At 64.5% G+C, this 14,831-nt stretch carries 17 protein-coding genes; 4 read left to right on the forward strand and 13 right to left on the reverse strand.

The window, feature by feature from the left end; translation table 11 throughout:
• Positions 1 to 90 precede the first annotated feature (90 nt).
• On the forward strand, positions 91 to 624 hold the full coding sequence (locus IV454_RS28045; RefSeq protein WP_229521889.1) for a 3'-5' exonuclease family protein: 534 nt from the start codon (positions 91 to 93) through the stop codon (positions 622 to 624).
• Here the strand turns inward: IV454_RS28045 and IV454_RS28050 are convergent.
• Positions 612 to 1,157, reverse strand: a complete 546-nt coding sequence (locus IV454_RS28050) for an HD domain-containing protein (protein WP_206088823.1) — start codon at positions 1,155 to 1,157, stop codon at positions 612 to 614. The two genes, IV454_RS28045 and IV454_RS28050, sit on opposite strands and share 13 nt — an antisense overlap.
• A gap of 161 nt (positions 1,158 to 1,318) precedes the next feature.
• Complete coding sequence (locus IV454_RS28055; RefSeq protein ID WP_206088824.1) at positions 1,319 to 2,458, reverse strand: polyamine ABC transporter substrate-binding protein; 1,140 nt, start codon at positions 2,456 to 2,458, stop codon at positions 1,319 to 1,321.
• Positions 2,459 to 2,766: 308 nt separating this feature from the next.
• Between IV454_RS28055 and IV454_RS28060 the strand changes: the two genes are divergently transcribed.
• Positions 2,767 to 3,267 (forward strand): type II secretion system protein, encoded by a 501-nt coding sequence (locus IV454_RS28060; protein ID WP_206088825.1) that lies wholly within the window; start codon positions 2,767 to 2,769, stop codon positions 3,265 to 3,267.
• Between the two features lie 92 nt (positions 3,268 to 3,359).
• On the opposite strand, the gene IV454_RS28065 is transcribed toward IV454_RS28060, so the two are convergent.
• From IV454_RS28065 to IV454_RS28115, 11 genes are all read right to left on the reverse strand, one after another.
• Positions 3,360 to 4,172, reverse strand: coding sequence for a pectate lyase (locus tag IV454_RS28065; RefSeq protein WP_206088826.1), 813 nt, complete (start codon positions 4,170 to 4,172; stop codon positions 3,360 to 3,362).
• Positions 4,173 to 4,249: 77 nt separating this feature from the next.
• Positions 4,250 to 5,305, reverse strand: a complete 1,056-nt coding sequence (locus tag IV454_RS28070; RefSeq protein WP_206088827.1) for a pectate lyase family protein — start codon at positions 5,303 to 5,305, stop codon at positions 4,250 to 4,252.
• A 601-nt stretch (positions 5,306 to 5,906) separates the two neighbouring features.
• Complete coding sequence (locus IV454_RS28075) at positions 5,907 to 6,290, reverse strand: prepilin-type N-terminal cleavage/methylation domain-containing protein (RefSeq protein ID WP_206088828.1); 384 nt, start codon at positions 6,288 to 6,290, stop codon at positions 5,907 to 5,909.
• Positions 6,265 to 6,729: a type II secretion system protein gene (locus IV454_RS28080; RefSeq protein WP_206088829.1), complete on the reverse strand. Its 465-nt coding sequence runs from the start codon at positions 6,727 to 6,729 to the stop codon at positions 6,265 to 6,267. The genes IV454_RS28075 and IV454_RS28080 overlap by 26 nt, the downstream gene beginning before the upstream one ends.
• Before the next feature lie 7 nt (positions 6,730 to 6,736).
• Complete coding sequence (locus IV454_RS28085; protein WP_206088830.1) at positions 6,737 to 8,611, reverse strand: secretin GspD/PilQ domain-containing protein; 1,875 nt, start codon at positions 8,609 to 8,611, stop codon at positions 6,737 to 6,739.
• Positions 8,608 to 9,090, reverse strand: a complete 483-nt coding sequence (locus IV454_RS28090; protein ID WP_206088831.1) for a hypothetical protein — start codon at positions 9,088 to 9,090, stop codon at positions 8,608 to 8,610. The genes IV454_RS28085 and IV454_RS28090 overlap by 4 nt, the downstream gene beginning before the upstream one ends.
• Positions 9,090 to 9,635, reverse strand: coding sequence for a type II secretion system protein GspM (locus IV454_RS28095; RefSeq protein ID WP_206088832.1), 546 nt, complete (start codon positions 9,633 to 9,635; stop codon positions 9,090 to 9,092). The genes IV454_RS28090 and IV454_RS28095 overlap by 1 nt, the downstream gene beginning before the upstream one ends.
• Entirely contained in the window at positions 9,632 to 10,201 is a 570-nt protein-coding gene (locus IV454_RS28100) for a PilN family protein (RefSeq protein WP_206088833.1), read from the reverse strand. Before IV454_RS28100 ends, IV454_RS28095 begins: the two co-directional genes overlap by 4 nt.
• Positions 10,198 to 10,854 (reverse strand): hypothetical protein, encoded by a 657-nt coding sequence (locus IV454_RS28105; RefSeq protein ID WP_206088834.1) that lies wholly within the window; start codon positions 10,852 to 10,854, stop codon positions 10,198 to 10,200. Before IV454_RS28105 ends, IV454_RS28100 begins: the two co-directional genes overlap by 4 nt.
• Positions 10,835 to 12,487 carry a GspE/PulE family protein gene (locus IV454_RS28110; protein WP_370663761.1) on the reverse strand — a complete coding sequence of 551 codons (1,653 nt, stop codon included), beginning with the start codon at positions 12,485 to 12,487 and terminating at the stop codon, positions 10,835 to 10,837. Before IV454_RS28110 ends, IV454_RS28105 begins: the two co-directional genes overlap by 20 nt.
• A gap of 20 nt (positions 12,488 to 12,507) precedes the next feature.
• Positions 12,508 to 13,689 carry a type II secretion system F family protein gene (locus IV454_RS28115; protein ID WP_206088836.1) on the reverse strand — a complete coding sequence of 394 codons (1,182 nt, stop codon included), beginning with the start codon at positions 13,687 to 13,689 and terminating at the stop codon, positions 12,508 to 12,510.
• Between the two features lie 391 nt (positions 13,690 to 14,080).
• Here IV454_RS28115 and IV454_RS28120 point away from each other — a divergent pair, with 391 nt between their 5' ends.
• Complete coding sequence (locus IV454_RS28120; protein ID WP_206088837.1) at positions 14,081 to 14,407, forward strand: ArsR/SmtB family transcription factor; 327 nt, start codon at positions 14,081 to 14,083, stop codon at positions 14,405 to 14,407.
• Positions 14,404 to 14,814: an SRPBCC family protein gene (locus tag IV454_RS28125; RefSeq protein ID WP_206088838.1), complete on the forward strand. Its 411-nt coding sequence runs from the start codon at positions 14,404 to 14,406 to the stop codon at positions 14,812 to 14,814. Before IV454_RS28120 ends, IV454_RS28125 begins: the two co-directional genes overlap by 4 nt.
• Positions 14,815 to 14,831: the final 17 nt, after the last annotated feature.

Genomic DNA, 14,831 nt, shown 5'->3' on the forward strand with positions numbered 1-14,831 from the left:
CAAGCGCCGCACCGTCGTCTGCATCGCCACGATGCTGGCCGGCGCGGCGCCCACCAGCGAGCCCGCCATGACAGCGCGCCAGCTCACCCTGTGGATAGCGATCGACGCGCTGGCGGCGGCCATTCTCTTCGCCAAGGCGGAGGTGGAAGCGACGCGCTCTGCGTCGCGACCTTCAGCGCGAACCTGGAATGCCTGCCGCAGGCGGCGGCGCACCCGGCCACCGCAGCGTGGTGGCTGACCCAGCCCGAGGCCTGGGCCGCCTGCCGCGCAGACCTGGAAACGCCGCTGGCGGCCATGCAGCGCTACCTGGCGTGGGTCAAGTCGCTGCCGGGAAAACCGGTGTTCGTGGCTTACCCTGCCGGCTTCGATTTTTTGTTCGTGTACTGGTACCTGATCCGCTTTACCGGCGAGAGCCCGTTCAGCCACTCGGCGCTCGACATCAAGTCATACGCCATGGCGGTCCTGAAACGCGGCTACCGCGACAGCACCAAGCGCAATATGCCCGGGCGCTGGTTCGATCCCCTGCCCCATTCGCATGTGGCGCTCGACGACGCCATCGAACAGGGTGCGCTGTTCTGCAATATGCTGGCTGAAAACCTGAAGAACGCGCGTCAGGACGGATAGGCGGCGATTTTGGCGGCAAGCCGCCGCGCCAGATAGCCATGCGCCTGGCCCAGCGATGCCAGAATCAGGCTGCCCTCCTTGCCGTAGGCGCTGATTTTTTCAGGTGGCCAGTAATGCGGCGGCGCGTCCAGGTTACTGATGCGGTCAGCGAGCTTGACACACCAGATGGCCTTCGGCTGACGCCCGATCCTGGCCAGGCTGTCGGCCATCGCCTCCGCTTTCGGCAAGCCGGGCTTCTTCGACAGGGCGGCAACGCCATCGGCCACGGCCAGGCCGAATTCGCTCACCAAGGTGGCGTGCGGGACATCCTGGTCTTCCATCGCATCGTGCAGGATGGCGCACTGCATGGCCACGCCGATGCCGTCGATGGGTTCCTGCGCATGGGCGGCCAGTAGCTCCATGCTCACCATCCCCAGATGCACGAGATAGGGCATGTCGGTGCCGGGAAATTTTTGTTGGGCGTGCGCCTCGGCCGCAAAGCGCCAGGCCTTGATCCAGGCGTCCTGCGATGCGTCATCGATCTGCTGCGTCATGGTTCCTCCGATGGACCATCATAACGGTTTCTTCCCGCAGCCGCGCGATGCCGGTGGCCGGCCGGGCAGGCCGCGCCGGAGCCGTCAGCGCCGTGACGACCTGTGGCGCTTTTTCTCTTGCCGGTAAACGGCCGGCCGGTTTCGGCAAGCGGGTCTTGAGATCAGCGTCCTGTCTTGAACTTCGTGTACGTCCTGGTCATCACCCTGCGGATATCCTGAGGCACCGCTTCCGGCGGGAGCATCTTCTTCAGATCCTCATCCGGCAGGAACACGCTCTTGTTCTCCGCGATATCCTTGCGCACGAACTTCATGCCCGCCTTGTTCGGATTGGCGAAAAACACCTTGTTGGTCAGCCCGGCCTGCACGTCCGGACGCAGGATATAGTTAATCCACAGATGCGCATTGTTCGGATGCGGCGCATCGGCCGGAATGGCCATGGTATCGAACACCAGCGGCGCGCCATTCTTCGGCACCAGCGCCTCGATCTTCACGCCTTTTTTGGCGTCGATGGCGCGCTGGCGGGCGATATTGATATCCCCCGCCCAGCCGAAGGCCACGCAGATGGCGCCATTGGCCATGTCGTTAATATACCCCGAAGAACTGAACAGGGTCACGCTCGGGCGCACCGCCTGCAGCATCTTGCCCGCCTCGGCGTAATCGGCCGCGTTCTTCGAGTACGCGCTCTTGCCCATGTAATGCAGCGCCGCCGGGAACACCTCGGACGGCGAATCGAGGAACGACACGCCGCACGATTTCAACTTGGCCGTGTAGGCCGGATTGAAAATCAGCTCCCACACATTGGCCGGCAGGGGCGTCGTGCCCAGCGCCGCCTTGACCTTGTCGACATTGATGCCGACCGTCGTGTACCCCCACATCCAGTCCACCAGATGCTCGTTGCCCGGGTCCAGGGTGGCCAGCTTGGCCTGGATGCCCGGATCGAGGTTGACCAGGTTCGGCAGCCTGGACTTGTCAAGCTTGCGCAGCAGCTTGCCGTCGATCTGCTGGCGCGCCCAGGGCGCCGTCGGCACCACCACGTCGTAGCCCGACTTCCCGGCCACCAGCTTGGCATTCAATACTTCGTTACTGTCGAAGACGTCGTAACGGACCGTGATGCCGGTCTCCTTGGTGAAGTTCTTGATCGTGTCGTCGCCGATGTAATCGGACCAGTTATACACGTTCAGTACCTTTTCCTCCGCTTGCTGGGCCTGGGCCGGAGCGCCCGACCAGATCACCGCGGCCAGGGCGGCAAGGCCGAGCCCGAGCCGGCGTTGTGCGTGCGTTTGCCGATTGACTGCCACCATTGATGCCTCCGTAAGTAGATGAAAGCCCCGCATATCGGGGCGCACTGCCAGAATCATCGGGCATTGCGGCCCCGTTGGCAAGCGCCGCCGCGCATGCCGGACTAGCTCGCAGCGGCCCTCTTGCGGTATCCTTTCCGCTTCTTCCCTTCCCGGACCATGCGCGACGATGAAAACAACCCCTGCGGCGCCCGGCGGGACTACCCCGGAACCGCGTATGGACCGGGTGGTGGCCGCCAGAATGGCCACCGATTCGGCCCCCCCCCGCCTTGATCGCGTCACCCGGACCTTCTCCCGTGCGTAGGCGGAGCATGGCGCCGCGCCGCGCCGGCTTTACCTACGTGGGATTGATGGTGATGATCGCCGTGATCGGCGTGGCGACGGCGGCCACCGTGTCGGTGGGCGAACTGGCACGCCGGCGCGAGGCCGAAAACGAGCTTCTGTTCGTCGGCAAGCAGTACATCCGCGCCTTTCTCGAATACGAACTCAATACGCCGGAAGGCCATGCCAGCCATGCACCATCGCGCCTGGAGGATCTGCTGCAGGACCCGCGCCAGCCCGGCATGAAGCGCTACCTGCGCCAGCTCTATCCCGACCCGATCACCGGCAAGGCCGACTGGCAGCTGGTGCGCGCGCCGGGCGGCGGCGTGATGGGCGTGCGCAGCGCATCGTGCGCGCCGACGATACGGCGCAGCTTCCCCGACGGCGACTGGATGTACCTCGATGGCCAGAAGCGCTACTGCGACTGGCAGTTCGCGTATGTGATGGCGTGCGGCGGCAACTGCAAAGAGACGCTCAAACCCGAGGACTGAGGCGGGCGAACGAAAAAAATAGCCACGCACAAGGTTGCCCTTGCGCGTGGCCAAACCGGCCACAAGGGCCGCTACTTCACCTGATCGGTTGATTACTTGAAAATGCAGGCACGCGCGATGTTGTCGACGTTCTTGTCCTTGCCCGGTTCATGGCCTTTCGAGGTACCGATGAAGGTCGCGCAGCGCGACGACGGTTTGTTCGACACGAAATCGCTCATGGTCGCCACATCGTAAGCATTGGCCAGCGCCGGCAGTTTCGATGCATCGAAGCTGCTGTTTACGCCCACGCCCGCATTGAGGTTATAGATCGTCACGCCGCTGATGGTGACGCTACGCGCGTATTGCTTCGAGCAGTTGCCGCATGAGCGATACAGCTTGCCGCCTTCTTCCGCGTAGAAGTTGGTGATGACGATCTTGCTGTTTGCGCCGTTATTCTGGAACATTTTGTCGGCTGCTTTGTACGCCGCGCCGCCGCTAACGGTCATAGTGCCGGCGCCTTTGAGGGTGGCTGCATCTTCGCCCACATCGCCCCAGTACACGTTCTCGATCTTGCAATTGCCTTCGCAATGGACGCCATCGGCGCCGCCGGCGAGCAGGTTGCGGCCCGCGCCCATCGCAGGATCGCCCAGCACCACGTTCTTGAGCGTGGCGCCGACACCGAGATTGAAGTGAGGGATCTGTTTTTCCGACTGGCTGCCATTCATATTCTTGGCATTACCAACCAGGCAAACCATCTTGCCGTATTTGACCAGGCCATCGAACACGGTATTGGCCGGCACCTCGGTCGTTTGCGTGACCGGCACCTTGGTGCACGACGGGACGAGACGCTTGCCGGGGGCGGCCGATACGCTGGTGGCGACAAACAGGCCGATGACTGCGAAAAGAAGGGCGTTGAATCGTTTCATGATGACTCCTGATAGATGAATGAAGTGACCACCCCCGCCAGGGGATGGCCCGAAATACAGCGATATGCGGAGCGAAATTACCGGGCCAGGTTGGTACGCGCGCCGGCGGTGGCGATGGCTTTCGCTTTCACACCAGCGGCCGGGCTGGCGGTGTAGTTGTAGCCGGTAGGACCGTAGGCCTTGGTGGTCTTCCAGTCGGTGGCGTTGGCGTAAGCGCCATCTTCCGGCGCGCCCCAGGTAATGCCGCTGCCGACGAAGTTGTCGCGCAGGTCCCAGTAACCGAGTTTGCTGCTCTCGCGCGAGGTCACCGGATTGCGGGCATTCTCGAAGTAGTTCGCTTCGATCAGCGCCATCGCACCCATGCGCACGTTGATGCCCGAGGTTTCCACGTTGCCGAAGTAGTTGTTGAAAATGTGAGCTTTACCGTAGCGCAGCAGCGGCAGGCGCGACTTCACGTGTTCGAAGCGGTTGTTGTGGTAAGTGGTCAGCGAGGCAGCGTTGAGCGTGTCCTTGTCGCTGTAGCCATTGAGCGCCACTTTCTGGTAGTCGTACACGTAGTTGTACGACACCGTGATGTGATTGGCGCCCTTCTTCATGTCGATGCCGCCATCGAACGAGGCGTCGCCCGCGCCAGGGCACATGGTCACCGATGCGAAGACCGTGTTGTGGTCGATCCAGATATTCGATGGCTTGCCGCTCGACGTGCCTTCGATCGAGATCGAGTCGGCCGCTTCGCCGCCCTGGAGCAGGCCGATCGTCATGTTCTGCACGATCACATTGTGCGAATCGCTGACGATGTGGATGCCGAAGTTGGCGGACGAATCGGCCGCGCCGCGAATCGTGATGTCGCTCTTGTTCTTGATTTCCAGGGTCTGGGCCGGCTTCTTCCACTGTGCGCAGACATCCTTGATGCTGGAGAAGTCGAACTTGCCGGTGTAATTCAATACCAGGCCGCCGCTGCCCGAATACGCCTTGATCTTCTCGGCCATCTCGGCCAGCGAGGATACATTCACGGCAGCCTTGCTGCCGCCGCCCGTGGTGGCGGCGCCGTAGCCTACCGGTCCGGCAACCGCCTGGGTGGCGGCCAGCACGGCGGCCGCTGCCAGGGTGAGTTTCAATGTCGATACGTTCATGCGGTTTACTCCGTAAGTATTAGTATTTTTTAAAACGCCTGGCCAGCCGAATGTTCACGCCAGCGGCGATGTTGACCGAACGGAGCGCCGCTTTGTTGCCGTATTGCATACACAAGAATCCGGATAAACGGTCCTGCGGGTCGGCCATAATGCAAACAAATCAACGTTCGCTAGGTCTGCTGCGAGGATGCTCGTTTTTACGTTGACATGTCAATATCATGTTAAATGATTGAAAGCATTATTAAGATACCAATTTTTACACGCCGCGCCGCGGAATGAGCGCCACATGGTGAGATTGCGATAGTGAAGGACATTATCTTTCAGATAACGTCCTCGTATATGCAGTTAACGTACGCGAACGTCGCCAAGACTTGAATTTCGATGCAGGCTGGGCAAATCTCACATTATTTCAAGGTAGATAAGACCTCATGCTGATTAAAAATGTAAAATACCAGCTCAAAAAACAACATTTGGCCTGACCTGTGACCATTATTGGCCGATCCACAATCATATTTGGTCAGTCCAAAATTGAACTTATCTGTAGTTTATGCAGGAAATTGCGATTTTTGGCCTGACCAAAAACAGGAGGCGATCAGTCTGTTCAGAGACGGCTGAAAGGCATGCCGCTACGCGCGTTGCCGGGGGCCCCGCTGTAGAGGTTATAGACGCCGGCGCCACTGTCGGGCGCGATAAGAATCCAGGTCGAGGTACTTTCGGTCAGAGGATCGAGCGGCAATGTGCGCAGGTATTTGCGCTCCACCAGTTCTCCGAGCGTCTGCGGATAGCGCCCGTTATCGCCGTAGAATTTGTCGATCACCTCGCGCGTGATGTGCAGGTTCTCCTTGAGCACCGTCTCTTTCGACTGGTCGATACTGCGGAAAAAGCGCGGCGCGGCGATCGTCAGCAGCAGCGCCAGGATCGCCAGCACCACCAGCAGTTCGATCAGGGTGAAGCCGCGCTTACCAGCGCCGGTACGCAATGCCATTGAGGCCCACCTTTTCGGAATTGGAATGCACATCGTAGACATCCTCGCCCGGCTTCGGGTCGTCCGGGTCGCTCTGGTAGGAGCGCTGGCGCCAGGTCTGCTGCGCCGGCACGGAGGGATCGTCATTGAACGGATCGCGCGGCAGCGCACGCAGGAAGAACAGCCTGCGCGCCTTGGCGCTGCGCTGGTCCGGCACGCCGCCCACCAGCGCCTGCAGGTTGGGCGGATAGCCGCTGCCATCGAGCGGGCTGGCGATGCGGCCCTCGCCGGCGGCGCGCTTGTACTCGTCGAGCGCGGTGCGGATGTCGCGCAAGGCCACACGCAGCTCCTGCTCTTTCTGGCGCTGCACCGCCACCTGCGCCAACGGCAAGGCGATGGTGGACAACAGCGCCACGATCGCCAGGGTCACCATCAGCTCGATGAGCGTAAAGCCGCGCATGCGCATATCAGCCGCCGGCCCGTTCAGGCAGCAGCGTGCTGGCCGGTGCCGGCGCCGGCACCGGCGGCGCCGGCACCTGCGGCGCCGCCTGGCCGGGCTGGCCCGCATGGCCGCCCTGCCCGCGCAGGCTGCCGTCCGTGCCGGCATCGAACTCCACCTCGCCACCGGCGCCGCGCGCCTGGTTGCGCAACACGTGGGGCGTGATCGACAGGACGATCTCGGTCTTGGTACGCTCCCTGCCCTTGCTGCCGAACAGGCGGTCGAGCACCGGCAGCTCGCCCAGACCGGGAACGGCGCTCGACGAACGCTTCTCGTTATCGCTGATCAGGCCCGCCAGCACCTGGTTTTCGCCGTCGCGCAGACGCAGCACCGTGCTGGCGTTGCGCGCGCCGATGCGGTAGCCATACGGCTGGTCGTGACTGTCGAAGATCGTGCCCAGGATGCTGCTCACTTCCAGATTGAGCTTGATCGACACTTCATCATCCATATACACAACCGGTTCGGCTTCGAGCTTGAGGCCGACGTCGAGATAATTGACCGACTGCGAGGTCACGCCGGTCGAGGTGACGTTGGCCGACACGCTCGGCACCCGCTCGCCGACCCGGATCAGCGCCTTTTCGCGGCTCTTGATGCGGATGCGCGGATTGGCCAGCACGCTGACGTTATCGCGGTTGACCGATGCCGACAGCCGCATCGGGTCGACGCTGGCCAATAGCCCGCGCGAGGTCAGGTTTTTCAGGTCGTTGAGGGTGAACGGGTTGGTGGTGACGCTGCCGTCGTACATCACCGTCGATGCGCCGAGCGGGGTCAGGCTGACATTGCCCGGCCACTTCACGCCCAGCGATTCGAGGTCGCTGCGCTGCACTTCGAGAATCTCGACTTCGAGCATTACCTCCGGCTCGGCCACGTCGTGCAGGGCCACCAGCTTGGCCGCCATCAGGATGGTCTCGGGCGTATCGCGCAGCACCAGCATGTTGAGCTTTTCGTCGACCACCAGGTCGCGCGTCTTGAGCAAGGTGCGCAGGCTGTTGGCCACGGTCTTCGCTTCGGCGTTGGCGATGCGGAAGCTGCGGATCGTCAGCTTCTGGTATTCGCGCTGCTTGGCCGCGTCGTTCGGGTACAGCAGCACGGTGTGTTCGTCGACGATGCGCTGCTCCATCTGCACGCTCATCAAGAGATTACGCAGCGCCTGTTCGATGCTCGTGTCCTGCAGGTTGAGCGTGACGCGCAGGTCGGCCGGCACGTCCTTGTCGAGCGTGAAGCTGATACCCGAGGTGCGCGACATCGATTCGAGCACCGCGCGCAGCGGCGCGTCGTGGAAGCGCAGGCTCAGTCGCTTTTGGAACGCCTTGCCCAGCGCCGTGCTGCCCGGTACAGACTCCGCGCGCTCGCGCAAGGCTTGCAGCAGTTTGCCCGCGCGCTGGTTCTTGGGGTGCCTGGCCAGCAACGCACGCAAGGCCTCGCCGGCTTCCTCGCGCTTGCCGGCGGCGAGCAGCTGCTCCGCGCCGGCGATTGCCTGCGCCTGCGCTTGCGCCGAAGCCAGGCTGCGCATGCCGATCATGGACTGGTCCACCGCGCCCAGGGCGGCGGCGCGGCGGTAACCCTCCTGCGCCGCATCCCACGATCCGCGCGCCACGTCCTGCGCCGCCTGCGCCAGCACCCGGTTAGTCAGCTCGATGCGCGTGTTGGCCAGCAGGACGCGCGCCTCGATGTGGCCTGGCGTGGCGGCCAGCACCTGCTCCAGTCGCGCCATGCCCTCTTCCAGCTTGCCGGCGTCGAGCAGGATGCGGATGTCCGGCGGGGCAGGCTGCGGTCCGGCCGCGCACGCGGCCAGGCCGGCCAGGCTGCAGATCAATGCCACATTGCGTGCGATGTTTCTCATTCTTCTGTCCCGAAACTGATCCGGTGTTCCTTGCCGGTTTGTTGATCCTGAATGTTCACCGATTCCTGGCGCAAGGCCAGCACCCGATAACGCTTTTCGAGCACGGTGCCGGCGCGCGCCAGCAGCACGGCGTCGTTGCGCAGCAAATAAGCTTCGCGCACGCCGTCTTCCACCTTGAAACCGAGCAGCACGAACGGCGCCGCCGGCTTGTCACCGGCGTCCACCGCATCCGCGGCCGCGCTTTGCGGGTCTTGCGCCACCGCCTCCACTGGGCCGCCGGCAAACAGGTCGGGCACCGGATCGGACGGATTGGCGACGATGGGCGGCACACCTGGCGGCGCCGCCACCGCCGCCACCGCTTGCGGGCGACGCGGACGCTCGCTCACACCGACCACCTCGGGTTCGGGCGCGCTGTCGAACAGCATCAGCAGGCCAACGGCCAGCATCACCGCCAGCATGATCTTGAGACGGGTCGACATCACGGTGTCCGTCCCGCCGGCGCGTCCGCCGCGAACCACACCGAAAACAGCAGGCGCGCCTCGATGCCGGCGCCGGTGGCGGCGCGGTGGATGCCAAGTTCGTCGAGCGACAGGCCGGGAATGGACTGGGCCGCGCGCAGGAAGCGCCGCACCTGCGGATAGGTGCCGGTGGCCGGCATCTGCACTTGCCAGCGGCCGACACGGCCGGTCTCCTGGCGCCGGTAGTCCGCCTGCGCGATCGTCAAGCCGTTTTCCGCAGCCAGGACGAACAGGCGCTGCACCGCCGCATCGGCACGCGCCGCCGGCGGCAATGCGGCGTGCGGCGCGCCAGCCGACGCACTTGCCGCGGCCGTCCGCGCACGGGCGCCCGCTTGTTCGCCCGCCGCTACCGACAGGGCCTCGCGCAAGGTGGCATCCTGCGCCGGCAGCCACCAGCCCCAGGCCAGCAGTGCGCCAAGCAGCAAGACTGCGCCGGGCAGCATCCACAGGCCGTGGCGCAGCGCCAGGATTTCAAGGCGCCAGCGCATCGCGTTCAATTGCGTCATGGGGCGCTCCGCGCTTGCGCATCGGGCAGGCGGTAAGGCGCCGCCAGCTGCGCTTCGTAATGAAAGTTGATGCCGCCTTCGGCCGCCGCTTCATGACGCATCAGGCTCAGACGCGCAAAGACCGGGCTTGCCCGCAAGGTGCGCAGGTACTCCTGCAACGCCGGCACGTCGGCCATATTGGCCTGGACCTTCACCACGCCGCGCGCCGGGTCCGGCTCGAACGATTGCAGGCGGGCCTGCGGCGCGCGTTCGAAAGCGCGGAAAATCTCTTCCCAGGGCTGCGCGCGCTGCAGCATCGACTGGCGCAGCAGCTGCGCTTCCTCGGCCAGCGGCTGCAGGCTGCTGCGCTCGGCGCGCGCGCGCTGCTCGCTGGCGTCCAGGCGCGCGGCCTGCGCTACCCTCGCCCGTTCCAGGTCGCGCCGCACTTGCAGCGCGCGTTCGGCGGTAAGGACGCCGAGCAGGGTCGCCAGCAACGCGAAGGCGATGCCCAGCTGGGTGCCGCGCATGCGCCGGTCCCAGCGCCACACGCTGCGCTGGTCGGCAAAATCGATCATCATCGGCTTCACGCGGCCGCCTCCAGCTGCATCCAGCCCGCCGGCATGGCGGGGCCGGACCAGAAGCGCGCGGCCGGCATGGCCGCGCCGAGGCGCGCCAGTTCCAGCGCCAGCAATCCGTCCACGTCCTGGCCCGGCTGCTGGCGCACCAGTTGCAGCCTCGCTTTTCGCCATAGCAGCAGGTTGACCACGCCGTCGGCGGCGGCGCACCACACGCCGTCGGCGGGCAGCGCCGCGCAGTGGCGGTTCCAGTCATGCAGCAGCGCCGGCAGCACGCGCGCCAGCGAAAAGCCGGCCAGCGCCTGGCGCAGGCCGCGCGGAATCGCGCAGGCCAGCATCGGCGCGTCGGATTGCCAGTCGGCCTGCAGCAGCCAGTCGGCCGGGGCCTGGCCATACAAGGTTTCGAAGCGGGCGTCGAGCAGCAGGCGGCAGTCGCGCAGGCCTTTGATACCGGCCGGCGGCTCAAGCAAAAAGGTGCGGCTCCAGCAATCGGCCACGCGCACCGCCAGGCGCGCGCGCGGCGGCAACAGTTGCGCCAGCTCGGCTTTCATCGCGGCCCAGTCGCCGCCAGCCGCCTTGAGCGTGCTGCGCTGCGCACCGCGCCGCAGCGCAATCGTGTGGGCGCCGATGTCGACGCCGATGTTTTCAGCCTGCCAAAGTGACACGTTTTACCTCCTCCAAGGTGGTTTCGCCGCTGGTCACCAGCGCCAGAGCATCGTCGAACAGGCTGCGCATGCCGCCGGCACGGGCCAGTTCCTTGATCTGGCGCAGCGGGCGCCGTTCGATCACCAGTTCGGCCAGCGCATCGTCGAGAATCAGGATTTCGGCCACGGCGCGCCGTCCCTTGTAGCCGGTGCCGCGGCACTCGCCGCAGCCGACGCCGCGCCGGAAGTTGTAGTGCGAGACCGACGCCCGCGTCAGGCCGCTGCGCAGCAGTTCCTCGGCGTCCGGCGTATAGGGCCCGCTGCACTGGCGGCACGACAGGCGCACCAGGCGCTGCGCGATCACGCCATTCAGCGCCGACACGAACGAATACGGGTCGATCCCCATATGGGCAAAGCGGCCGAACACGTCGAACACATTGTTGGCATGGACGGTGGACAGCACCAGGTGGCCGGTGAGGGCCGACTGCACCGCGATCTCGCCGGTTTCCTTGTCGCGGATCTCGCCGACCATGATGATGTCCGGGTCGTGCCGCAGGATCGAACGCAGGCCGCGCGCGAACGACAGGCCCTTCTTGTCGTTGACGGGAATCTGCAGGATGCCGGGCAACTGGTATTCGACCGGGTCCTCGATGGTGATGATTTTTTCGTGGCCGCTGTTGATTTCAGTGATCGCCCCATACAGGGTGGTGGTCTTGCCCGAGCCGGTCGGCCCGGTCACCAGCACCATGCCGTACGGCTCCGACACCAGGCGCCGCATGGTGGCCAGGTGGTCGGCCGCGAAGCCGGACGAGTCGAGCGTGAGCGTGCCGTGCGCGCTGATCATCGACTGCTTGTCGAGAATGCGGATGACGGCGTCTTCGCCATGCACGCTCGGCATGATCGAGACGCGCAGGTCGATCTCGCGGCCCTGCGCCTCGACCCGGAAGCTGCCGTCCTGCGGCACGCGACGTTCGGCGATATCGAGTTCGGCCAGTACCTTGATGCGTGAGATGGCTTGCTCGGCCAGCGCCGTGCCGGCGACCTGCGCGGCCTGATCGAGCACGCCGTCGATGCGGTATTTGGTCAGCATGCCGCCCGGCGTGCTCTCAAAGTGGATGTCCGAAACGCCGGATTTGAGCGCATCGTACAAGGTGGAGTTGACCAGCTTGACGGCGGGGCTGCCGGCGTCGCCGAGCGAGGCGTAACTGAGGCTCTCCATCAGGCGCGCGGAATCGCCCTCGCCCGCTTCACCGGTGACCAGCGAATCGACCGAGCGCACCGATTCCTCCTGCTTGGACAGGTAGGCGTGCAGGTCGGCCGGCAGCGCCAGGCGCCAGCGCACCGGGGCGCCGGCCAGGGTTTCGACCCACACCTGCAGGTCTTGCGCGTAGGGGTCGCACAGCACCGCGCACAGGCCGGCGCCATCGCGCAGCAGCACGCACTGGCGCTGCTGGGCGCGCGCCAGCGGCAAGCGCTCGAACACCGGTGTGCAGTCCAGCATGGCGGCCATGTCGATGGCGGGCAGGCGAAACACGTCGGCCGCCTGCGCCAGCAGCAGGCGCGGTTCGGACTGGGTCAGCGCTTCGAGTTCGGCGAAAAAGGCGCGGCCCGACTGGCGCGCGTTGTGCTGCGCCGTGCGCAGGGACTCCATCATGGGCGCCATCTCCATCGGGTTCATTGCAAGGTACCTGCGAGGTCGAAGATCGGCATGTACAGCAGCACCACGATCGCGCCGATGACGACGCCGATGGCCGCCATCAGCACCGGCTCGAAGGTCTTGCTGAATTTTTCGATCCACAGGGTGGTCTCGGCATCGTAGAACAGCGCGGCGCGCGTGAGCATCAGCCCCAGTTGGCCGGAGCGCTCGCCCACGCGCAGCATGCGCAGGGCGATCGGCGTGGTCAGGCCATTCTGTTCGAGCGACTCGGAAAAGCTGCCGCCCTGCGCGATGGCGTGGCGCGCCGCAGCCAGCGCCGCGCGCCGCCCCGGCGAAATGGCGCCGCTGACCATCTCCAGCGCGGACACCACGGCGATGCCGCCTTCGAGCAGCATGCCGAGGGTCAGGTACAGGCGCGCCAGCTCCAGGATATGCATGCGCTGCGATACGCCCGGCAGGCGCGAGAAGAGGCGCATCAACTCGCCCGACCGGTGCATGCGGCGCAGCCAGAAGAACAGCGCCGCGCCGGTGCCGGCCATCGTCAGCATGATCGCCATCCCATGGCCGGCGACGGCGGCGCCCCACTTGATCAGCCACTGCGACAGCATCGGCAGTTCGCGTCCGCTGCCCTGGTAGACCGCAGAGAATTTGGGCACCACGTACCCGAGCAGGAACATGCTGACCGCGCTGCCGACCGTGAGCAGGATCACCGGATAGATCGAGGCGCTGACCAGGCGGTTACGCACGCCATCGACGCGCACCTGGTATTCGATATAGCGGGTCAGCGCTCGCGGCAGGTCGCTGGTGCGCTCGGCCGCCTTGACGATGCCGCCGAATAGCGGCGGGAACGATGCCGGTTCGGCCGCCACCGCCACCGAAAAGCGCAGGCCGTCGCGCATGCGCGCCAGCAGGCGTGCCAGCAGTGCGCCGGTATCGGTATGGGATTCTTTTTCGCCGAGCGCTTCCAGGCTTTCGACCAGGCCCAGGCCCGCTTCGAGCAGGGCCAGCAGCTCCTGGGTAAACAGCACCAGGGAAAAGGTTTTGCCACGGCGCTGGACCTTGACCGCCACCGGCCGCACGTCGAGGACTGTCAGGCGGCGCTCGACGGCGGCGCGCGAGGCCGCGGTGGCGTCGCTGGCGTCCAGCTCCAGCATCTGGACCCGGTTGTCGGGCCCTACAGCACGAATCGCGAAGCGCACGGGCGGATCAGCGCGTGGCGCCGGCGACAAGGCCGCGCAACTGCCGGCGTGGAATTGAATTCATGCTGCCCCTGCTTTCAAAAATTCCCGGTCGAACAAGCGGTGGTTTGCCACTCCATGAAGGTGCACGCCCACTTGAACATCATCGGTCATACCAGTTTATTTTCGGCCTGACCAATTCGCATTTTACTACTCTTAATGTCATTTGGATATGTGACTTTAAAGACACGATATCGACAATTTTTTATTGCAATATTGTCCATGCTCGTGCCAGATGAACATGACGGAAAGGCGTTATTGTCGTCACGGCAGCACAACAACACGAGCGCTTGACTTATTCATAACCGCGTGGTTATAATTAGACCCATAGCCAACCAGTTATGAGTTCTACATGCAAAATAATGCGAGTGAGGTGCTGTTCAAGACGCTTGCGGATCCGACCCGCAGGGCCATCTTCGAGAGGCTGTGCCGGGATGGCGAGCTGACCGTGGGTGCACTGACGGCGCAGGCGGGGATCTCCCAGCCGGCCGTGTCGAAGCACCTGAAGAATCTGAAAGAAGCAGGCTTGGTCCGCGACCGGCCCGCAGGGCGGCAGACGCACTTCAGCGCACAGCCGCAGGCACTTGCTCCCTTGCTGGACTGGACGGCCCAGATGAGCGCTTTCTGGGAAAGCCGCTTTGACTCCCTTGACGACCTCTTAAAAAGGATGGACCAATGAACGACGCCTCTACTCAAACCCGCACCGTTATCGTTGAACGCGACTTTCCGCATCCGGCCGAGAAGATCTGGCGCGCGCTCACCCAGCCGCACCTGATCGAAGCCTGGCTGATGAAGAGCGATTTCGCCCCCGTGCCCGGTCACCGCTTCAGTTTCAATGCGGACTGGGGCTCGGTGGCGTGCGAAGTCATCGTTATCGAAGCCAACAGCTCCCTGTCGTACACCTGGTCCGCCATGGGACTGGAGAGCGTGGTGACCTGGACCTTGCGCCCCACCAGCACCGGAACCGAGCTGCGGATGGAACAGAGCGGCTTCCGTCCGGAGCAGGAACAAGCCTACCGCGGCGCGCAATACGGCTGGCCGAAGTTCATGGAGGAGCTGGAAAATGTGCTGTCCACGGTAGACTGATTGAGCGGGAAAACCAG

The organism is Massilia antarctica (genome assembly GCF_015689335.1).
Classification (GTDB): Bacteria; Pseudomonadota; Gammaproteobacteria; order Burkholderiales; family Burkholderiaceae_D; genus Telluria_A; species Telluria_A antarctica.